The sequence below is a fragment of the Acinetobacter sp. CAU_H_60 genome (assembly GCF_058599385.1).
On the sequence record NZ_CM178653.1, the window covers coordinates 2936676 to 2957499 of the forward strand.

Annotated in this window: 19 protein-coding genes and 1 pseudogene; 1 reads left to right on the plus strand and 19 read right to left on the minus strand. The window is 38.9% G+C overall.

All coding sequences use genetic code 11. From position 1 onward, the window contains the following. Positions 1 to 30 precede the first annotated feature (30 nt). Both AC4MBN_RS14000 and AC4MBN_RS14005 read right to left on the minus strand, forming a co-directional pair. Complete coding sequence (locus tag AC4MBN_RS14000; RefSeq protein ID WP_491880399.1) at positions 31 to 1053, minus strand: IS30 family transposase; 1023 nt, start codon at positions 1051 to 1053, stop codon at positions 31 to 33. Between the two features lie 136 nt (positions 1054 to 1189). Continuing rightward, positions 1190 to 2182, minus strand: a complete 993-nt coding sequence (locus AC4MBN_RS14005) for an acyltransferase family protein (protein ID WP_491880400.1) — start codon at positions 2180 to 2182, stop codon at positions 1190 to 1192. Between the two features lie 158 nt (positions 2183 to 2340). Between AC4MBN_RS14005 and AC4MBN_RS14010 the strand changes: the two are divergent. Then, positions 2341 to 3273 (plus strand): annotated as a pseudogene (locus AC4MBN_RS14010) (IS5 family transposase). Positions 3274 to 3497: 224 nt separating this feature from the next. Here the strand turns inward: AC4MBN_RS14010 and AC4MBN_RS14015 are convergent. The 17 genes from AC4MBN_RS14015 to AC4MBN_RS14095 all read right to left on the minus strand — a co-directional run bounded on the left by AC4MBN_RS14015 (position 3498) and on the right by AC4MBN_RS14095 (position 20767). Then, complete coding sequence (locus tag AC4MBN_RS14015) at positions 3498 to 4742, minus strand: glycosyltransferase WbuB (RefSeq protein WP_491880401.1); 1245 nt, start codon at positions 4740 to 4742, stop codon at positions 3498 to 3500. Continuing rightward, positions 4743 to 5669: a glycosyltransferase family 2 protein gene (locus tag AC4MBN_RS14020; RefSeq protein WP_491880402.1), complete on the minus strand. Its 927-nt coding sequence runs from the start codon at positions 5667 to 5669 to the stop codon at positions 4743 to 4745. Next, on the minus strand, positions 5662 to 6237 hold the full coding sequence (locus AC4MBN_RS14025; protein WP_491880403.1) for an LbetaH domain-containing protein: 576 nt from the start codon (positions 6235 to 6237) through the stop codon (positions 5662 to 5664). Before AC4MBN_RS14025 ends, AC4MBN_RS14020 begins: the two co-directional genes overlap by 8 nt. Next, positions 6234 to 7397 carry a glycosyltransferase gene (locus tag AC4MBN_RS14030; protein ID WP_491880404.1) on the minus strand — a complete coding sequence of 388 codons (1164 nt, stop codon included), beginning with the start codon at positions 7395 to 7397 and terminating at the stop codon, positions 6234 to 6236. The genes AC4MBN_RS14025 and AC4MBN_RS14030 overlap by 4 nt, the downstream gene beginning before the upstream one ends. A 4-nt stretch (positions 7398 to 7401) precedes the next feature. Continuing rightward, on the minus strand, positions 7402 to 8565 hold the full coding sequence (locus AC4MBN_RS14035) for a hypothetical protein (protein WP_491880405.1): 1164 nt from the start codon (positions 8563 to 8565) through the stop codon (positions 7402 to 7404). A gap of 8 nt (positions 8566 to 8573) precedes the next feature. After that, on the minus strand, positions 8574 to 9029 hold the full coding sequence (locus AC4MBN_RS14040) for a GDP-mannose mannosyl hydrolase (protein ID WP_491880406.1): 456 nt from the start codon (positions 9027 to 9029) through the stop codon (positions 8574 to 8576). A gap of 2 nt (positions 9030 to 9031) precedes the next feature. Further along, positions 9032 to 10006: a GDP-L-fucose synthase gene (fcl, locus tag AC4MBN_RS14045; protein WP_491880407.1), complete on the minus strand. Its 975-nt coding sequence runs from the start codon at positions 10004 to 10006 to the stop codon at positions 9032 to 9034. Between the two features lie 3 nt (positions 10007 to 10009). Further along, positions 10010 to 11128: a GDP-mannose 4,6-dehydratase gene (gmd, locus tag AC4MBN_RS14050; protein ID WP_491880408.1), complete on the minus strand. Its 1119-nt coding sequence runs from the start codon at positions 11126 to 11128 to the stop codon at positions 10010 to 10012. A gap of 24 nt (positions 11129 to 11152) precedes the next feature. Next, complete coding sequence (locus AC4MBN_RS14055; RefSeq protein WP_491880409.1) at positions 11153 to 12319, minus strand: nucleotide sugar dehydrogenase; 1167 nt, start codon at positions 12317 to 12319, stop codon at positions 11153 to 11155. 149 nt (positions 12320 to 12468) lie between these two features. Next, positions 12469 to 14346 (minus strand): polysaccharide biosynthesis protein, encoded by a 1878-nt coding sequence (locus tag AC4MBN_RS14060; RefSeq protein ID WP_491880410.1) that lies wholly within the window; start codon positions 14344 to 14346, stop codon positions 12469 to 12471. Between the two features lie 50 nt (positions 14347 to 14396). After that, complete coding sequence (locus AC4MBN_RS14065; RefSeq protein WP_491880411.1) at positions 14397 to 15572, minus strand: DegT/DnrJ/EryC1/StrS family aminotransferase; 1176 nt, start codon at positions 15570 to 15572, stop codon at positions 14397 to 14399. 22 nt (positions 15573 to 15594) lie between these two features. After that, entirely contained in the window at positions 15595 to 16251 is a 657-nt protein-coding gene (locus AC4MBN_RS14070) for a NeuD/PglB/VioB family sugar acetyltransferase (protein WP_491880412.1), read from the minus strand. Further along, positions 16251 to 16853 (minus strand): sugar transferase, encoded by a 603-nt coding sequence (locus tag AC4MBN_RS14075; RefSeq protein WP_491880413.1) that lies wholly within the window; start codon positions 16851 to 16853, stop codon positions 16251 to 16253. Before AC4MBN_RS14075 ends, AC4MBN_RS14070 begins: the two co-directional genes overlap by 1 nt. Further along, positions 16850 to 17992, minus strand: coding sequence for a glycosyltransferase family 4 protein (locus AC4MBN_RS14080; protein WP_491880414.1), 1143 nt, complete (start codon positions 17990 to 17992; stop codon positions 16850 to 16852). Before AC4MBN_RS14080 ends, AC4MBN_RS14075 begins: the two co-directional genes overlap by 4 nt. Then, a complete protein-coding gene (locus tag AC4MBN_RS14085; RefSeq protein ID WP_491880415.1) occupies positions 17989 to 19083 on the minus strand; it encodes a glycosyltransferase in 1095 nt (364 codons plus the stop codon). The genes AC4MBN_RS14080 and AC4MBN_RS14085 overlap by 4 nt, the downstream gene beginning before the upstream one ends. Further along, positions 19080 to 20198, minus strand: coding sequence for a glycosyltransferase (locus AC4MBN_RS14090; RefSeq protein WP_491880416.1), 1119 nt, complete (start codon positions 20196 to 20198; stop codon positions 19080 to 19082). The genes AC4MBN_RS14085 and AC4MBN_RS14090 overlap by 4 nt, the downstream gene beginning before the upstream one ends. A gap of 20 nt (positions 20199 to 20218) precedes the next feature. Then, the gene (locus AC4MBN_RS14095) at positions 20219 to 20767 is read right to left on the minus strand and encodes an acyltransferase (protein ID WP_491880417.1); all 549 of its coding nucleotides are present in this window, start codon (positions 20765 to 20767) and stop codon (positions 20219 to 20221) included. Positions 20768 to 20824: the final 57 nt, after the last annotated feature.

The following is a 20824-nucleotide window of genomic DNA, read 5'->3' on the forward strand; positions in this document are numbered from 1 at the left end:
TATTAGTATCTATAAGAAATCAGGGCGAATTCAAACATGAGGTGCGACAGTTTCAAAAGCCTTATGATAATCAACAAGCTGAGCAAACTTCTCTAATGGTGTAAGCCAATCTAACGCTTTTCTAGGACGAGTATTCAGTGACATGGCAACTTGATTTAAATAATGCTGATCTGCCTGATTTAAATCAATCCCTTTAGGTAAATATTGCCTAATTAAACCATTCATATTTTCGCATGTGCCTTTTTGCCATGGTGAATGTGGGTCACAGAAATATACATCTATGCCTAAATCTTCTTCGAGTATTTTATGTTCTGACATCTCACGTCCACGGTCATAGGTCAACGTTTTACGCAGTTCTGCAGGTAAATATTTCAGAGCTTCAGTTAAAGCCTGCACTGATTCTGCCTTTGCATCAGGTAATGTTGCCAAGATACAGAGCCGTATATTTCGTTCAATAAGTGTTGCTATCGAACTTTTATTGTCTTTACCTTTAATTAAATCGGCCTCCCAATGACCCGGTATTTTTCTTTCTTGAACTTCAGCTGGGCGCTCATGAATAGTTTTAATATCCTGTAATATAGAATCTTTTTTAGGTTCACCGTTAGCTTTTCGCTTTTTATTTTCATGACGCAGACAGGATAATAAGTCTTTTTTCAACTCACCCTTTGGTAATGCTCGTATAGTTGAGTAAATCGTTGTATGGCTTACATTCATTGTTTGATCCAAATCAGAAAATGTCTTTAAACGCTTCGATATTTGCTGAGGAGACCATAAACAACGGATCGCTTCAACAATAAATCTCCAGAGGATTGAGTCGATTTTGAGTTTTCTGTGACCACGTCTACGTCTAGCGAAGGTGTTATCAGAAGCATATCGAGCTTGATAAACGTCATTGATGCTATTTCTTTTAAGTTCACGATAGATCGTACTAGGATGTCTTTTAATAAGTTCAGCAAATTTTCTGGGTGAAAAGCCTTCTTTTCTTGACTCAAGCATTAATGCAGTACGATCTTCAAAGTTAAGATGATGGTATGACAATTTTATATACTCCATAAACCCTTTAAATTAATTAGGTGGTTTATGTCGCACTTCAAGTTTTACTCTGCCCAGTTTAGTAATATTAAATATTTTTACCTAATATTACTAATCCAATAATTCACAATAATTTAATTAAAAAACTTAATTTTATTCATTTAATATTTTTACCCAAAAACAAAAATGAGCTTATTTTATTTCTCGACAAAATTTTATCCAAAAAAATAGGACAAAAAACACCAATTAATGTAGAAAATAAAATAACAAGCAATGGATAATCAATATTATACCCCATTTTACTTAATAAAATTCTTGGAGAAGAGACTAATAAAGAATGAAATAAATATATGCTATAAGAAAAAACACCTATATATGCCAAAAATTTAATTTTAATCTTCAAATTAAAAACAAATATACAGATAATAATAGACAAAATTGCATTTTCTAAAGAGAATTTATTAACCTCTTCCAACCCCAAAAAAATCAGTCTAATAATATAAAAAATTGATAAAAAACCAATTAAATAAATTATAAATTTAATATTTCCCACAATCTTACTCTTATTTCTTTCAATTATCATACCCACCAAAAAAAATGGTAACAAATATATAGCTTTTCCCAATGCCATAAATTTAATACTATACAAATCTTTAAAAAAATATAATATCAATGAGATAGCAAAAAAAATTAATAAATTTAAATTTGATTTAATTAAGTCAAAATAGTCTAACAACCCAATTAATATAAATATAATTAACATAGCATGTAAATACCAAAATACCCCTAAAGGAGTTATTGGATATAAAAGCAAATCATTGACTGTATAATTATGCGACCCCCCAAAAAAATATTGAATTATTATTGTTGGCAGGCCTACAAATATAGCGGGTATAATTAATCTATTAAACTTTCCTTTAAAATATTTCTTAAACGATCCTTCCTTAAGAGGTCTGATTGAATAAACATATCCTCCAAGAAAAGTAAATAATGGCATTCTTAAAAAGGTCAAAAATAATATGATTTTTTCCAGTATTAGATTTTCATTTAGCAAGCCATACGAAGCTATACTTCCAAATGCATGAAATCCGACTACCAAAATACATGCTATTCCTCTAAGAGAATCAACTTCTAATTTTCGTTCACTCATTAACTTATACCATAAGGACCTGATTTTAAATTAATATATTATATAGTATTATTATAAATATTTTAAATTACTATTTAACCCGAATCCTGCTTAAGCCAATGACTGGCTTTGTTGCACAAACCTATCTGTAAAGGCTTTTTCAGCGATATAATTTTCAAATGAAGAAGCCTACACATAAAATCTACCGCACAACCAATTGGCCCGCATATAACCGAGTACTCATGAGTCGCGGAAATATTGCCATTTGGTTTGATCCTGCTACGCAATGGTATGCTCCATCAAAAGGCAAACAAGGGCGAAATCAAACCTAATCCGACGCAGCTATCCAATGCTGCTTAATGATTAAATCCTTATTCCGTCTATCTTTACGTATGGTCACTGGTTTTGTGCAAAGTCTGATTAAACTTTGCTGATTAAATTGGACCGCACCAGATTACAGTACGTTTTGTAGAAGACAAAAGCATATTGATATTGCAATCAGCTACCAAAAAAGTAGCGATGGGCTGCATCTACTCATAGACTCTACAGGCATGAAGTTTCTAGGTGAGGGCGAATGGAAACGCAAGAAACATGGAGCTGAATATCGTCGCCAATGGCGTAAACTTCATATTGGTATAGATGCTGAAATACTGCAAATACGTGCAGTTCAGCTTACAACAAATAATGTCAGTGATTCACAGGTGCTTGGTGATTTACTTGATCAAATTCCACAAGATGAGCGGATTGACTCTGTTTATACCGATGGAGCTTATGACACCAAGCAATGCTATCAGGTCATTGCAAATCGGCAAGCGCATGCGGTGATTCCACCTAGAAAAAATGTGAAACCATGGAAAGATACAAACAGTAGCTCGCTAGAGCGAAATGAATTACTTCGAACAGTTACACGTTTAGGCAGGACACTATGGAAAAAATGGTCAAATTATCATCACCGAAGTTTGGTAGAAACCAAGATGCACTGCATCAAATTATTGGGTGATAGGCTTAGTGCAAGGAGTTTTGATAGCCAAGTGAATGAAATTCATGCACGTGTAGCAGTCCTCAACCGATTTACGGAATTAGGTCGACCACTTACCCAAATTACGCCTTAAATTTGGCTCAATTAGGGGCGCTTTGCATTTCAAATCTTTGTGCAACAAAGCCACAATCAATTGGTACTGTACATAAAATTTCCTTATTCAAAATTTAGTCATTTTTTTAAAAATTCACGTCAACGTCCTACATTAGATATACAATCTAAATTTTCATTAATATCAAAAATAGGGGGAAATATATAACCCCCAAGTATGCAACCCTCATTTCAATCAAATTCTATTTAGTATTTTTCAGTATTAATTACCTCTACTAATTCTTTCTCGAAATTCTTTAATATTTGGTTTTTACTTAAATTATGTTCTGCATAATTCCGCCCATTCCGACCATAGCTTTTTCTACGCTCTGCATCATATGAAAGTTCAAGAATTGCTTGTGCAAAGGCTTGTCCATTTTCAGGCTCTACAATCAAACCGCACTGTGCACCTTGAGTAATGACATAACCCAATTCAGTCTCTGCATCTGCAGTTGCGATTACACTTTTACCACTTGCTAACATACCTGTCAGTTTAGAAGGCATCACCAAATCGGCAGCATCCGCACGTTGTGGCAATAGATGAATATCTGCCAAACCCAACAATTCACCTAAACGTTCAAATGGTTGCAAATCTAAAAACATGACATTGCTTAAACCTGTACATGCTTGTTCTAGTTCTGCACGTCCTGCTCCATTACCACAGAATACAAATTGAATATTTTCATTTTTTTGCTCTGCAATAATACGTGCTGCTTCCGCTAAGATTTCTAGCCCTTGTTTGCCACCCATATTACCCGAATATAGTGCAACGATTTTATCGTCACTAATATTTAACTCTTTTCGATATGGACTCACATCTTTTAAAGGTTGAATGGCTGAAATATCCACCCAATTCGGGAAAGAAATGACTTTCTTTTCATCCATACCCTTTGCACGTGCGAGTTTAAGCATCTGTCCTGAAATACTGGATACGCGATCAAAACAACGCATCAACCAACGTTCACATGCTTCAACAAAACCTCGAAGCCATTTTGCTTTAATCAACCCCATATCAAAGGCAGCATTTACTTCATAATCTTGCACGTGTAACCAAGACTTTGCACCATTCAATTTTGCGAAAGCGACTGTCGCTGGTGCACACATCAACGCGGGTTCTACAGTCCAAACGACATCTGGTTTCCACGACCATTGTTTAAATAGTGTAGGCAGACTATTCAAGGCAAAGGAAGCAAGATGAATAAGTCGTTTTACACCGCTTGGCTGTGCAGGTACCCAAAGTGGAGTACGATATACAGCCACTCCATTCCATTGTTCAGTGACATAGGCATTTTGGTAGCCTTCTGATACTTTCCATGCTGGGTAATATGGTGGTGCGGTAATAACGCGTACTTCATGACCTTGTTCCGCAAACCACTGTGCCATTTCACCTGTATATTTACCAATACCTGTGAGCTCAGGAGCGAAGTTGATACCGTAAAATAATATTTTCATTTAGTCATCTGCCAGTTTATGTCCTGTCAGTCTTGAAATTTCTTTTAAAATTTCTTTTTTATCGGTCATTCCAGAAATTGCTTGTTCAAGCTCCATAATTTTGGCACCGACTAAAAAACGATACCAATAGCCTTGCAAAAAGTGGTAAACCAAACCAGAACGTCCATCTAAAAATCCGAGCTGAAAGACATAGCGATAAATAAAATAGGCAAATGCCGCTATTGTAAAAGGAATTTTATTATAAATTTTTTCTTTACCAATTCGTTTTATAGATGCTTGAAAGGATGCACTTTCAGTATTTAATGATTCATCACGTGGGAATAAATTTAATTTTTGATTGAGAACATCAATAGCTTCACGGGTAGCATACTTATTATGTTTATCTGTAAAGAATGTCAAATCATTAAGATTATAGTCAGCAAATCCACCATTAAAGGTAACGGTTTCACCGCCAGAAATAACCATATGCTCATCCATCCAGCGATCTTCAATACGACCATGTCCTGTACGCCAAATACGTAATAAGACAAGAGGATAACGTCCCCCATGTTTTACCCAGCGGTCCATAAAAATATGCTTACGCTTTAAATTCACCCCTACAATATTGGTAGGTAAACTATGCAATTTTTCTTGAATTTCTTGCTGTAAATCTTGTTCAATAATTTCATCAGCATCTAAACGCATTGTCCAATCTGCTGTAATTGGTGCATTGTCGATTGCCCATTGAAATTGTTTTGCATAATTTAAAAATGGATGATGTAAAACAACTGCTCCATGTTCTTCTGCGATTTTTACTGTTTGATCTTTAGATCCAGAGTCAATCACAAAAATTTCTGAGGCAATAGATTTCACAGATTCAATGGAACGTTGAATATGCATACTTTCATTATGCGTTAAAATTACAACTGCCAAATTTTTATTAGGCATTTTTAAACTCTCTCATTTTGACAAATTGGGCTGGGTTTCCAACATAAATCCCATTTGGCACCGTATTTTTAAATACCACTCCGCAAGCTCCTACTACAGAATTTTCAGCCATGCTGACACCTGGACCAACAAATGCATTAGCAGCAACCCATGCACCCTTTTCTATGATGATTGGTTTTGTGATCAACTGAAATTTTGGATCTCGAATATCATGAGTTCCCCCGCAAAGCGTTGCATACTGACTGACAATTGCCTTTTCTCCAATATGAACAATGTTCATGTTGTAACAATTGACATGAGGAGCTAAGCAAGCATGCTCATCCATAATTAAATTTGCTGGATACCAAATTTTTACTGAACTATAGACATGTGCTGTTGGATGTATTTTGGCACCAAAAAGCTTAAGTAAGAAAACACGCCAACGATGCAAAGGAGCTGGTGTCCAAGAAGCCAATAAAGCCCATGTGAATGACCATAATATGCGAGTCAATCTATGCTGCAACGAAAAGGATGCCGCACCTTTAAATGGATCATCTCTGTCTGTGGCTTTTAAAGGAGAATTACTCATTGAATGTACCTTGTTGCTTTTGCTCTCTGTAAGGCAACAGTTAAATCATCTGCGGCAGCCTGCACAGTAAAGTTTTCCAAATACGTTTTACGTGCGGCATTAGACATCTGTTGTTTTTCATCATTAGACATCTCTTCCCAACGCTGTAAAACAGACAAAGCCCCATCGACTGTATCAGGTGCAACGATTCCCGCACCGCCTTTTTCAATTTCACGCCAAATATTAATCTGATTCGAAATGAGAACTGCTTTTCCATATGCTAAAGCTTCTGCAACTGCAATCCCAAAATTTTCCTGATGTGACGTAAGCACAAAGGCTTCTGCTTTATTAAAAGCCGCAGCCTTGAGTTCACCTTTTAACATTCCAGGCCAATGCACACGATCAGTTATGCCTAAATCTACAGCTAATTTTTGAAGTGTAACAATATAGTCATCATGACAAGGGCCTGCCATAACTAATTGCAGATCTTTTCGTTTATCTAATTTAGCAAATGCTTTTAGTAAAAGATCACAGCCTTTCTTTTCATGAATACGACTTAAATATAAAAGATAGGGTTTGTCTGCCACATCTTTTAGAATCTGATCAATAGTTTTAATTGCTTCTTCTGAAGGTGTGACTGCCTCACCTGCAGCATAGGAAACAACTTTAGCATTATATTTGAATCCCCAAAAAACACCTTGGGCTAATTTTTTTTCTTCTTCACTAGTAAATAGTACTTCAGATGCATGTTTTAATGCAGGACCTTGAATAATCCAAAATATTTGCTTTAACCAATGTTTCAATGGATAAGTTTTCTTGAACCATGGATCCATCATTCCATGAGTAAATAGCACATAAGGTAAATTTGCCTTGACACACCCTTGCCATCCACCAACGGAAGCATGATTCCATAAACCATGAATCACTGCTACATCAAAACGATCTGCGTTCTTCACAATCCATTGTTTTAACTTAGGTGTATACCCATACTTTTTAGGAGTTGGGCCTACGCCTGTAACCTTACATGGAAATTCATGTAAAAAGTCAGCATCATGAGGATCTAAAGTTAATACTTCGATATACTGACCAAGTGATTGGCGATAAAGCACAGATTGAATCAGACCTTCTACAGGTCCTCCTGATTCTTTTGAAATGGAAGCAATTACATGTAAAACTTTCATATACTTACTCATATGAAGAAACTATAACTTCATTTTTTATAAAAAAAGAAGTCGCAATTGCTAATAACATAGCAACATAAATATTATTTAATGCGGAAACAGACATTCCAGTTAAAAAAATTGAAGCGATTATAAATAGCTTACTCTTAAAATTAATTCTATTGGATAAAATACACCATATATAAATAAAAACTCCAATAGAAATTAAAACCCCATGATCATATACAACCCTTAAATTAAAAGCATGAAATATAGCAGAATAACAAGTTCCATCTTTATTATAACTAAATAAACTTTCATAAAATGCCAAATAATTACATGCTTCCTGAGGTAGTGTAGAAATTCTTTCCGCACCAAATAGCCAATTTAATACACCCCAATCTTTTACTGAATATAAAAACATTTCAAGCATTTTAAATCTATCTATATCCTCTATACCACCATCTAGACGACTCATAAATATAGAATAAAAACCTAAAGACGCTAAAACCAAACCTAATAATAAAATCATGTTTTTTAAAGAAAAAATGCTATTTAAAAACAACATCAAAGCACCTAATAAGTAAATAGAGGCACCAGACCTAGACCCACTTAAAAAGACTACCAAACCTAATAAAAAGAAATAAAAATAGTCTATTTTTTTCAAATTCAAATTAACTAAAAAAAATATTCCAGACAAAAAAACCAATTCATAGTTATTTTCACCAACTACCTCTGGTCTAGCTACACCAAATAATATCTTTTGAATAGAGTAAAAAATAAAAAATAAAAATATTAATTTTTTATATAAAAAAATTATATTTAAATTCGTAAAAATATTTCTATTATAAAAAAAACCCAAAATTAAAAAATAAAATAAAAACTTATATATGAGTAAAAAATCAAATAAATTTTTACCATTCAAAAAAATTGCATAAAAAAAAGATAAAATTATGTAAAATAATATAAAAAAATTAGTTTTCAATATATTTAAATTTATTTTACCTGAAATAAAAACAAATAAAAAAAATATTAAAAAAAATACTTCAAAATATATTACAGCTTTTAAATCAAAACCCAGTGTATTTAATAACCCAAAAATTAAAAAAATTAAAAATAATGGAATCAATAAAATATTATTAATTTCAACTTCACTAAATATTTTTTTTCGAGTGTTTAAGTATTCCATAGTTCTACTCAAAAATAAATTTTAACATTTTCATGAATTTGATCCAAACATGATAATTTTAAATAATGAGTCCATCGATATGAATTATGTTGACTTAATGAAAATTGAGATAAATTTCTCTTTTTCAAAATTATGCAGTAGGCCAACACTATATAATGTGTAGTAACATCTTCCCCAAACACACAATCATCATAAAAATGTTCAAACACACCTAAAAACTTGGCATCTGCACGCGTAATTCCCGCTTCAATACCAAGCTCCTCTCGTACCAAACGAACAAAAGCATCATCCAAAGTTTCATTTTTACGTACACGCCCACCAGGTACAAACCAATAGCCTTTTGCAGGCGCATTGACACGTTTACCTAATAAAACCTCGCCTTGTTCATTCCGAACAATTAAGTCAATCGAAATCAGCGGTGTATGCTGAATGACACTTTTAAATGTTTCGTCTGGTAACCACATATTTAAGACCGAGCAGAATCAATATTGTTTAAATACCACTGATAGGCGTCACGCAAACCATCTTCCAATGAAATGCTAGCTTTCCAACCCAAATTCGCTAAACGGCTCACATCCATCAATTTACGCGGTGTGCCATCCGGTTTAGTTGCATCAAATTCAAGGTGACCTTGGAAACCTGTGACTTTGACAATAGTTTCAGCTAGCTCACGAATAGTACAGTCAACACCTGTACCCACGTTGATATGACTCAGCATCGGTTGCGTATTCGCTTTAAACGTTTCAGTGTCCAATTCCATCACATGAATGCTGGCTGCAGCCATATCATCGACATGTAAGAATTCACGCATTGGCTTGCCACTCCCCCAAATGGTGACCACTTCAGCATTTTCTTTTACCGCTTCATGGAAACGACGTAGCAATGCCGGAATGACATGACTATTTTCTGGATGGAAGTTATCGTTCGGGCCATATAAATTTGTTGGCATCACACTACGGTAATCTCGACCAAACTGGCGGTTGTAACTTTCACACAGCTTAATCCCAGCAATCTTCGCAATCGCATAAGGCTCATTCGTGCATTCCAAAGTTCCTGTAAGTAAGGCATTTTCTTGCATCGGTTGTGGTGCAAATTTTGGATAAATACAAGATGAACCTAAGAACATCAGCTTCTGAACACCATGTAGATGCGCAGCATGAATGACATTCGCTTCGATCATCAAGTTTTCATAAATGAAATCTGCAGGGTAAGTATTATTGGCATGAATACCACCCACTTTTGCCGCTGCTAAATACACTTGATCAATATTTTGATCTGCAAAGAACTGCTGTACTGCAGCTTGATTACACAAATCTAGTTCAGCATGGGTTGCTGTAATAATGTGCTGGTAACCTTTGGCCTGAAGCTGACGCACAATTGCAGAACCAACCATCCCACGATGGCCAGCCACAAAAATGCGTTGATTTACATCAACTGACATTGCTTAGTGCTCCAAAGATACTGAAACATGATGACCATGTGCTTTTAACAGAGCTACACGTTGTGCTTCTTTAAGGTCTTCTGCCACCATTTCCGCACACATTTCTTGTACGGTAATTTCTGGTGTCCAACCTAACACTTCTTTAGCTTTTGTTGGATCGCCAAGTAAAGTTTCAACTTCTGCAGGGCGGAAGTAACGTGGATCCACTGCAACTAATACATCACCTACTTGAACAGATGGAGCTTTATCGCCTTCAACTTTGGTTACAATACCTTTTTCATCTACACCTGAACCTGTGAATTCTAAGGTAATCCCGAGTTCGAGAGCAGACCACTCAATAAATTGACGCACGCTATACTGGACACCAGTTGCAATCACGAAATCTTCAGGCTTCTCTTGTTGCAACATCATCCACTGCATACGGACATAGTCTTTCGCATGCCCCCAGTCACGTAAAGAGTCCAAGTTACCCATATATAGGCACTGGTCTAAACCTTGCGCAATATTAGCTAAACCACGGGTAATTTTACGAGTAACGAAAGTTTCACCACGACGCGGAGATTCATGGTTAAACAAAATACCATTACAAGCAAACATGCCATATGCTTCACGATAGTTCACCGCAATCCAATACGCATACAGTTTTGCAACTGCATAAGGAGAACGTGGATGGAATGGCGTGGTTTCTTTTTGCGGAATTTCTTGCACTAAACCATAAAGTTCAGAGGTTGAAGCTTGGTAGAACTTGGTTTTCTTTTCTAAACCTAAGAAACGGATGGCCTCAAGCAAACGTAAAGTACCAATCGCATCAACATCAGCTGTATATTCAGGAGATTCAAATGATACCGCTACATGTGACTGTGCACCTAAGTTATACACTTCATCTGGCTGTACTTCCGCTAAAATACGGGTCAAGTTTGATGAGTCGGTTAAATCACCGTAATGTAAATGCAGGCGAGCATGTGACTCATGCGGGTCTTGATAAATATGGTCAATACGTTGTGTATTAAACAAAGATGAACGGCGTTTAATACCATGAACTTCATAACCTTTTTCTAGTAAGAATTCTGCAAGGTATGAACCATCTTGACCCGTAATACCTGTAATTAGTGCTTTTTTCATTTGTATAAAATCCCAAGATAAAAATTAGTTATCGCCAAATAAATCACGTGTAAACACTTTGTCTAGCACATCATCCAAATCAGAAACCATACGATTTGCCACAATGACATCTGCTCGTCTTTTAAATTCTGCAAAGTCTTTTAAAACCTTTGAGTTATAAAAATTATCTTGTGCCAAATTAGGTTCAAAAATAATGACCTCTATGCCTTTTGCCTTCAAACGCTTCATAATGCCTTGAATTGCAGACTGCCTAAAGTTATCACTACCTGCTTTCATCACAAGACGATAAATGCCCACCACTTTTGGCTCACGTTTTAAAATTTCATCCGCAATAAAGTCTTTACGTGTCGTATTTGATTGAATAATGGCTGAAATTAAACTTTGTGGTACGTCTTTATAGTTCGCTAAAAGCTGCTTGGTATCTTTCGGTAGGCAATAACCACCATAACCAAAAGAAGGATTATTATAATGCGTTCCAATGCGTGGATCTAAGCCTACTGCTTGAATAATATCTTTGCTATTTAACCCTCGCAAAGCACAATAACTATCCAATTCATTGAAATAAGCAACACGCATCGCTAAATAAGTATTTGAAAATAATTTCACTGCTTCTGCTTCAGTGGAATCCATTAATGCAATATCAACTTCTGGCTTTAAACTTGCATTTTTAAAAAGTTCAGCAATCTTTTGACCGACTTCACTTTTATCCCCAACAACAATGCGTGATGGATACAAATTATCAAATAAGGCTTTACCCTCACGTAAAAATTCAGGTGAAAAGACAATTTTAAGATTTGGGAAAAGCGTTTGAGCTTTTGTGGTAAAACCAACAGGAATTGTTGATTTAATAATGATAACTGCCGAAGTTTTTAATACATTTAGATCATTTAAAACTTGTTCAATTGAACTTGTATCAAAATAATTTGTTTTTTCATCGTAATTCGTTGGAGTCGCAATAATAATGTAATCAGCACCTTTATATGCTTCTGATTTATCTAAAGTTACTTTAAAGTTAATCTCTTTTGATAAGTATTCTTCAATTAGCTGATCTTGAATCGGAGATTTTTTTTCTTGTAATAGTCTTACGCGATTTTCATCAATATCCAATGCAACAACTTGATGTTGTTGACTAAAGAGCATCGCATTTGACAGACCTACGTACCCAGTACCAACAACGGTCAATTTTAACATTAAAACTCTACCTGTTTAATCAATTTGTATAAGTTAATTAGATGGTGTAGACATAATTTTATGAGGTCAAACTATATCAAAAATAGGATCAAATGAGTAGGTATTTATCTCAGAACATACTATCAGCCTAAAATACCTAACCAAATAAATTATACCTCATCCTGCTTAATATGCTTTTCTTTCAACTCATAACCAATTACATATTTTTCTAATATTTTAAGTATAGATACCAAATCTTTCTGAGTACTACATAATAAGTCAAATTCTCTAAAAATTTCTGATACTCTTCCATAGTCTATGGAGAGTTCAAATGCACTATAAATTCTTTCATGCTGTGTAGCTTCCACATGATCCGTATCAATTAATAACTCTTCATACAGCTTTTCACCTGGACGTAACCCTGTAAACTGAATTTCAATATCCCCTATACCATTTTCATCAACAGGTCGAAAACCACTTAAGCGAATCATTTGTTTTGCAAGGTCTACAATTTTAACTGATTCCCCCATATCAAGTAGAAAAACATCGCCACCTGTACCCATTGCACCCGCCTGAATCACAAGCTGCGCAGCTTCAGGAATGGTCATAAAGTAACGTGTCACATCAGGATGAGTCACTGTGACAGGACCACCTTGTGCAATTTGCTTTTTAAACAGTGGTACAACAGAACCTGATGAACCCAAAACATTACCAAAACGTACAATACTGATTTGTGTCTTAGGATTTGTGGATGCTAGACCTTGGCAATACAACTCCGCCATACGTTTAGATGCACCCATGACATTTGTTGGGCGTACTGCTTTATCCGTTGAAATCAGCATAAAAGTTTCAACCCCTTGTGCCACAGCAGCATCAACACTACGCTGTGTACCAATAGAGGTGTTATAAATACCTTCAAAAGGATTGGCTTCAACCAAAGGCACATGCTTATATGCTGCAGCATGGTAAACCGTTTGCACGCTGTAATGCTTCAAAACACGTTCCAATTTTGTTTGATTCGTCACCGAACCTAAAACTGGTATGACCTGCACACCTGAAGTGTGCAATTCTCGATCTATCGAATACAAAGCAAATTCAGACATCTCAAATAACACGAGCATTTTAGGCTGATGTTTGACGATCTGACGACACAGTTCTGAGCCAATCGACCCCCCTGCCCCTGTGACCATCACGACTTTATTTTTAATATTTTTTTCTAATAGTTCAGGCTTCGGTGGTACAGGATCACGACCGAGTAAATCAATAATATCCACTTCACGGATATCAGAGACTTTGACTTTGCCATCAACCAATTGAGTCACACCCGGCAACTCCATGATTTTGACATCAGTGGCTTCAAAGGATTCAATAATTTCCTTTTTACGCGCACGCCCCACCGATGGCATCGCGAGTAAAACTTCTTCGATACCAAATTTTCCGAGTTTCTTTTGCGCTTTTTTCGGGGAGTAAATCTTTAAGCCACTTAAAGACTGCCCTTTCAATGATTTTTTATCATCAATAAAACACACGGGCAGATAATCATCGGAACGGTTTAATGCGGCCGCAATTTGCTGTCCTGCAAGCCCTGCCCCATAAATCGCCACGCGTTTACGGGTTTGTTTTTTAGCAAAGGTTTTAAGTGTCGCATAACGAATCACTGCGCGACTCCACCACATGTAAGAAAACAGCATAAAGCCGTACATGAGTGGAATACTCATCGGAATAAAAGCAACATCTAATTTTTTAATAGCATATAACGCCACAATTTGAATAAATGTCCCAATCGAAATACGCAGTAAATAATCTTCGTTAAATGACCGTACAATCGCACGGTAAATCCCGAGCAAGGCAAAAATCAGTACGCCTGCGATCGCCACATAGATATACCAAGCCTCAAGCCCTTGCATCACGGTCACATTTGGACGTGCCAAACGAATGGCATAGGCCAGCCACATCATCAGTGGCAACATGCACATGTCCATGGTCACCAAAACCACTTGTTTTTGGCGACGCGGTAAGGATGCAATCGAACGAATAAAATCTTTCATTGAGGCTCAGTTATCTTGGCTGAAAAAGCACAGGGTGATTATACGCTGTTTTAGGCTTGAATCTTGGCGATCACGCTTTGAATCGCATCTACGGTTTTTTGTAGGCTCTGTTCAGACAGTGTTGGATGCACCAAGAACATCAGACTGCTTTCACCTAAAGCTTTCGCATTGGCTAAACGTGTTTTTGGTCGCCAAGGTGTCTCATCAAAAGCTTTTTCTAAATACACTTCTGAACATGAACCACTAAAACATGGCACCGCTTGCGCACTGATTTCCGCCATAATGCGATCACGTGACCAGCCTTCAGGCAAAGCATCGATATTGACTTGCACATAACATTTATAACTTGCGTGTACATAGTCAGATGATGGTTTAGCGACTGTAAAATAAGGACTATGTTCAAATACGGCTTGGATGCGTGCCATATTGGCATGACGTTTTGCTGTCCATTCCGGCATTTCTTTCAGTTGCAAACGACCAATCACCGCTTGCATTTCCATCATGCGCCAGTTGGTGCCAAATGAGTCGTGTAACCAACGGAAACCTGGTGGATGCTGTTTGTTATAAACGCTATCAAAGTTTTTACCATGGTCTTTGTAAGACCACATTGTTTTCCAAAGATGTTCATCATTGGTGGTGACCATACCGCCTTCACCACCGGTGGTCATGATCTTGTCCTGACAGAAGGACCAGACACCGATATGTCCGATAGAACCGGCAGATTTACCTTTATACATGGCACCATGCGCTTGGGCACAATCCTCAATCACATACAGGCCTTTTTCTTCAGCCAGCTGCATGATTGGATCCATATCACACATCCAGCCTGCCAGATGCACACAGATAATCGCTTTAGTATTTGGCGTCAGGACTGCTTCAATAGTACGACGGGAAATATTCTGAGAATCCAACTCCACATCGGCAAAGACAGGATTAGCACCAGCAGTAACAATCGAGCTTGCTGAAGCAAGGAAAGTCCGTGAAGTGACAATCACATCATCCCCTGCCCCGATTCCCAAGGCTTTCAGCGCTACGTCCAACGCAACCGTGCCATTAGCCACCGCAACGGCGTGTTTTGTTCCCACAAACTGCGCAAATTCCTTTTCAAATTCACGGCATTCCTGACCGGTCCAGTAATTGACTTTATTTGACAAAAGAACCTTTGATACCGCGTCTGCTTCCTCTTGAGTAAAGCTTGGCCACGGCTCAAATGCAGTGTTTAACATGGGTATTTCCTGGTTGAGAGATTTATTTAGACTCGACAATGCGAGCCGGATTGCCGACCACAGTCACGCCGGCTGGAACACTTTTGGTGACTACAGCACCCATACCGACGATTGCGCCACGACCAATCACCAAAGGCTGATCTGGTGTGCCCTGCTTGATCATGGCTCCGGCGCCGATATAGGCATGGTCTTCAATATGAATATTGCCATTACATTTTACCCCTGGTGCAAAGGTAACAAAATCCCCAAGCACACAATCATGCTCTACATAACTGTATAAATTAGCATGAAAGCATTTACCAATTTTAATATTCGAGGTAATCGTGACAAATGGGCTAAGAGCTGCACCTGCGGCAATAGTCACTTGATCCATTAAGATCACGTTATCCGCCTGAATCGACCAGAGCTGAATTCCATCCTGTAGCAAACGCTGGGCAATTTTTTCCCGAACTTGGCTATTGGCAATCGCGATCTGCACCGCTTTAACCTCTGCAGATTCATTGATAAATGCTGCATAATTCATGGCACGATGACCATTAATCTGGCTGACCTCAGTTAAAGCATCATCAATAAACACGATTTCAGATGGATTATTGTCACGTGTCAGTTGCTGCCGTGCCACCGGCATCAGGCTACGGCCACAGCCGGAAGCCCCATAAATTGCATACAATTTTGTCATTATTTTTGATCCGGAGTGCCGGTAAATTTGCTCATGGTTGCCTCGCCTTCGGCACTGATATCATTCTTGGCGATAACTTTTTTAATGGTTTTCAGCATGATTTTTAAATCCAGCCAAAGCGATTGATGTTCCACATACCAGGTATCCAGACGGAATTTTTCTTCCCAAGAAATGGCATTGCGACCATTCACCTGTGCATGGCCGGTCATGCCTGGACGGACATGATGCCGTTTCGCCTGCTCAGCATTATACAGCGGCAGATATTCCATCAATAACGGACGTGGCCCGACGATACTCATATCGCCTTTAATCACATTCCACAGTTCTGGCAACTCATCCAGACTGGTGGAACGCAGCATCTGGCCAAACGGCGTTAAACGTTCACTGTCGGGTAATGGATTGCCCTCCGCATCAAACGCGTCTTTCATGGTGCGGAACTTAATCATTTCAAAAGGTTTGCCGTGTAAGCCTGGACGCACCTGACGAAATAACACAGGCGAACCTAAATTCTTTTTCACCTTACGTGCCACAATAAAATACACCGGCGACAGCAGAATTAAAGCGGTCGATGCAATCGTGATATCTAAAATGCGTTTGATCATGCTGAAATTCCCATTTCATCAAGCATGTGTTTGTTCACCTGATGCACGTCATATTTATTAAGGGCAATTTCACGTGAACGTTGCCCCATCAGTTCAATGAGTTTTGGATCTTCAATAAAATACTGCATGCTGTGTACCAAATCATCGACTGATTTTACCCCGACCAAATAACCATTTACACCATGCGATACCGTTTCACGACAACCTGGTGCATCGGTGGTAATGATCGCACGTCCCATCGCCATGGCTTCCAGTACAGTCCGTGGCGTACCTTCACGGTAAGATGGCAAGACATACACCGAACTGGCTGCAATCGCCGGCCGTACATCACTGAGTCTGCCCCAGTAATTAATGGTCTTTTCTGCAATCCAGCTGTCCAGTTCAGCCTGAGAAATCGCAGTCGGGTTATCATCAATCCAGCCAACCAGATGGAATTCTGTTTCAGGATATTGAGCTTTAATGATTCGTGCTGCCTCGGCATATTCACGTACGCCTTTATCCCCCAATAAACGGGCAATGAGCAGAAAGGAGGCTTTAACCTGACCTTTTCCATTCACTGGCAATGGCATGACATCAAAGTCCTGTACATTGACCCCGGAACCATTTACTACTACGGTTGGCTTATTGTTTTGCAGTAAATGCATGTCCTGAAACAGCTTTAAGTCATCCGGATTCTGAAAAAAGACTTTATCGGCATGTTTTAAAGCTTGAGCGTACAGACCATGGACCATTTTCTGAAACAGGCTGCGTTGACCCGATTCAACATTCTGAAAGGCATAGCCCAGACCAGTAATTAAAGCAAAACGATGTGACACTTTAGCCAGCCAAGCTGCCAAGGTGCCGTAGATCACCGGCTTAATGGTATAAGACAGCACATAATCCGGCTGAATTCGACAGATCTGCTGATACATATGCTTTAACAGTTTCAGATCTGCCAGCGGATTGGTACCTGTGCGCTGCATTGGAATTTCATGCACCTGATAACCCAGCTGTAGCAGCTGCTGATGTTCTTCGGCGAAGCTGGACAGTTCCGGTGCCATGATATGGATTTCAAAACCGCGCGCGGCAATAGCTTCCAATAACTTGCCACGAAAATTCAGCACTGAAGGTAAAAAGCTGCTGATCATTAAAAATTTCATGCCTGTTGGCTCCATACCTGCATATATTGCTGACTGACAGTTTCGATACTGAAATATTGTTCTACCCGCTGCCGTGTCGCCTGTTTCAAATTCTGTTTTTCAGCAATATTCAACTGGAGATACTTTAAAATCGCTTGGGCTAAGGCATCACTATCACGTGGCGGCACGATACTCCCCATCTCCTGCACGATATAACTAGCATCGCCCACATCAGTACTGATACATGGCAAACCAGAGGCCATCGCTTCAACCAGTACATTGGGAAAACCTTCAGTAATTGAAGTCATCAGGAAAGCATCAATAGATTGATAAAAGGCTGGCATATCGGAAACCTGATCCAGCAACTCCACTTTGTTCTGATCTAACTGATATTGTTCAAACAGGGCTTTGACTTCAGGATTATTGAAACTGGCTCCCCCACCAGCAATTCGAAATACAACTGGCTGATCTTTCAGTTTAGCCATCGTTTCAAACAGATAGGGATAGCCTTTGGCTGGGTGATAACGTCCAGCAAAACCAATCACGATGGGATCATGCATTTCCGGGTTAGGCTGAAACTTGTCCAGATACACCCCGTTGGCAATTACATGACTGTTTAAATTATTAAATCCAAAAGCCTGATGCTGCTGCATTGAAGAATGAGCACAGTAAATAATTGCTTGGGGCTGAGCCGATAATAATTTGCTTAAGCCTAAAGCCAGTTTGGTACTGATGGATTCATCTTTCGGCGAAGCTAGTGAGTGATGAATACCCCAGATCACTTTCGGTTTCTGCTTTAAACCCATCACACTCAGGCTGGTCAAGACATTGGCATGGTACATCCAGCACTGCAGCGTTTGCGGTTTCAGCTGTTTGAGTAAAACTCTCAGTTTCTGGATGGTGCCAAACGTATTCATTCCATTCCAGCCCAAGGCATAATGTGCCTGACAGCGGTCCAACGTACTTTGATAGACTTCAGAAGTTTTCATCAAGGCAATGATGACATGCTGATATTGCTGCTCAGTCGCCTGAATCAGACGCGACAGCATCATCTCTGCACCACCAACACCAGCAAAGTTGGTAATCACATGTACCATGGTCGGCTTGCTCATGCGACCTGCTCCATCATCTGCAGGTACTGCTGCAACACAGTCGATTTATGGAACTGCTGGATATGTGCCGCAAAATCCTGCTCTGCATAGCTGACATAATCGCCAAAGATTGCTTTCTGCATGGCTTGGGTGAGTCCTGCCTGATCATTGCATTCCACCAGCAGCCCAAATCTGGAATTGTCCAGGATTTCCATCGGGCCACTTGGGCAGTTAGTGCCGACGACTTTGACTTTGGATGCCAGCGCCTGAATCAACACCCCTGGCAAACCTTCCCAGTTGGAACTAAGCACAAACAGCGAAGCATATTTAAAATAGGCATAGGGATTGGAATCAAATCCTGGCAAATCGACAATGTCTATCAGACCTAACTCAGCAATAAGCGCTTCGAATTCAGTACGGAGTTCACCTTCACCTAGAATCAGCAAGCGAGTTTCTGGATGCTGTTCATGTAAGTCTTTAAAGGAGCGGATCAAAAAGCCAAAATTTTTGGCTTCGGTCAGACGACCAACAGCTAGAATCACTTTATTGTTGCCATCAAAGAATGTGTGCTGGACGGGTACTTTTAGTTTTTCAAAATAGGCATCGTCTAGTACCGGATTATAAATGGCACTTAAATTGGGCTTTTTATAGCTGTAATATTCCCGAAAATCCTGCTCGACGCCTTTGGAAACACAAACCACCTGCTGTGCCATCGGATAGGTAAAATTCACCAAGGTCTTTAACATAAATTTTGCCAAGCCTTGGGTTTTCATATTTTTAGACGGCGTAGAGACTTCCCGGAAAATCAGCCGGGTCTTCACCCCAGCCAGTTTCTTGGCCAAAGCGGCAATAATATTGGTATGGGTTTGTGTGACCACCAGACAATCATACTGCTCAGCCTGCAGTTTCTGTTTTAATGGCATGATCGCATTCGCAACACGGCCGCAGTCAAAATTCACCAACTGGATTTTCGGGCTAACTTCCGGCAGTAATTTTGCCTTGACTCCATTCAGGTCACACACACCCAGATGAATATTCAGGCCCTGTTCGGCAAAACTGTTGGCCAGCTGAATCACCGTGCGCTCCGCACCACCGCCACCCAGCGTCGGCAAAAAGAACATCACTTTATTCAACATAATCAGACCTGACTTAAAAATTAATGGGAGGTTTTAGAGGCTTGAATTTCGATAGCGCGCTGTACCCGTTCGGCATAGTCCTGAATACCGACCAGATCGCTATCACTGGCACAGGTCGCCTGGATCTTGGTCTGATAATCCGCAAAGCTGGACACCACTTTGGCTGGCACACCAATCGCGACACTATTATCCGGAATATCTTTGGTCACCACAGAGCCGGCACCGATCACTACATTCGAGCCGATGCTCACGCCCGGCATAATGATACTATTCACGCCAATAAACACATGAGAACCCACCTGAATCGGCGCAAAACGTTGATAGCGTTTACCTTGGCTGTCTTTCACCAGACAGGTACTGCCATCATGGGTAATAAATTTTACGCCTGAGGTCACCGTGACATGATCGCCGAGTGAAATTAAAAATGGTTCTGAACCCCAGTTTTTGATATAGATCCGGCATTGCTCACCTACGGTCACACCCTTTTTACGCGCATAGGCCACACTGCCCTTAGCCATAAAATAGAACAGATCAAACAGCAGATGAAACGCAGAAAGAATAAAGGCCATAGGGCTGCAAAAACTCAATGGAAAAAGATCAAGCCAAATATTTTACGCTGAAATTAG

Coding starts and splice junctions, on each gene's coding strand:
- AC4MBN_RS14025 (WP_491880403.1), bottom strand. CDS start 6,237: ATGAGTAATTCTCCTTTAAAAGCCACAGACAGAGATGATCCATTTAAA.
- AC4MBN_RS14075 (WP_491880413.1), bottom strand. CDS start 16,853: ATGATCAAACGCATTTTAGATATCACGATTGCATCGACCGCTTTAATT.
- AC4MBN_RS14035 (WP_491880405.1), bottom strand. CDS start 8,565: ATGGAATACTTAAACACTCGAAAAAAAATATTTAGTGAAGTTGAAATT.
- AC4MBN_RS14070 (WP_491880412.1), bottom strand. CDS start 16,251: ATGACAAAATTGTATGCAATTTATGGGGCTTCCGGCTGTGGCCGTAGC.
- AC4MBN_RS14005 (WP_491880400.1), bottom strand. CDS start 2,182: ATGAGTGAACGAAAATTAGAAGTTGATTCTCTTAGAGGAATAGCATGT.
- AC4MBN_RS14015 (WP_491880401.1), bottom strand. CDS start 4,742: ATGAAAATATTATTTTACGGTATCAACTTCGCTCCTGAGCTCACAGGT.
- AC4MBN_RS14090 (WP_491880416.1), bottom strand. CDS start 20,198: ATGTTGAATAAAGTGATGTTCTTTTTGCCGACGCTGGGTGGCGGTGGT.
- AC4MBN_RS14095 (WP_491880417.1), bottom strand. CDS start 20,767: ATGGCCTTTATTCTTTCTGCGTTTCATCTGCTGTTTGATCTGTTCTAT.
- fcl (WP_491880407.1), bottom strand. CDS start 10,006: ATGTCAGTTGATGTAAATCAACGCATTTTTGTGGCTGGCCATCGTGGG.
- AC4MBN_RS14060 (WP_491880410.1), bottom strand. CDS start 14,346: ATGAAAGATTTTATTCGTTCGATTGCATCCTTACCGCGTCGCCAAAAA.
- AC4MBN_RS14065 (WP_491880411.1), bottom strand. CDS start 15,572: ATGTTAAACACTGCATTTGAGCCGTGGCCAAGCTTTACTCAAGAGGAA.
- AC4MBN_RS14030 (WP_491880404.1), bottom strand. CDS start 7,397: ATGAAAGTTTTACATGTAATTGCTTCCATTTCAAAAGAATCAGGAGGA.
- AC4MBN_RS14085 (WP_491880415.1), bottom strand. CDS start 19,083: ATGAGCAAGCCGACCATGGTACATGTGATTACCAACTTTGCTGGTGTT.
- AC4MBN_RS14020 (WP_491880402.1), bottom strand. CDS start 5,669: ATGCCTAATAAAAATTTGGCAGTTGTAATTTTAACGCATAATGAAAGT.
- AC4MBN_RS14000 (WP_491880399.1), bottom strand. CDS start 1,053: ATGGAGTATATAAAATTGTCATACCATCATCTTAACTTTGAAGATCGT.
- AC4MBN_RS14040 (WP_491880406.1), bottom strand. CDS start 9,029: ATGTGGTTACCAGACGAAACATTTAAAAGTGTCATTCAGCATACACCG.
- gmd (WP_491880408.1), bottom strand. CDS start 11,128: ATGAAAAAAGCACTAATTACAGGTATTACGGGTCAAGATGGTTCATAC.
- AC4MBN_RS14055 (WP_491880409.1), bottom strand. CDS start 12,319: ATGTTAAAATTGACCGTTGTTGGTACTGGGTACGTAGGTCTGTCAAAT.
- AC4MBN_RS14080 (WP_491880414.1), bottom strand. CDS start 17,992: ATGAAATTTTTAATGATCAGCAGCTTTTTACCTTCAGTGCTGAATTTT.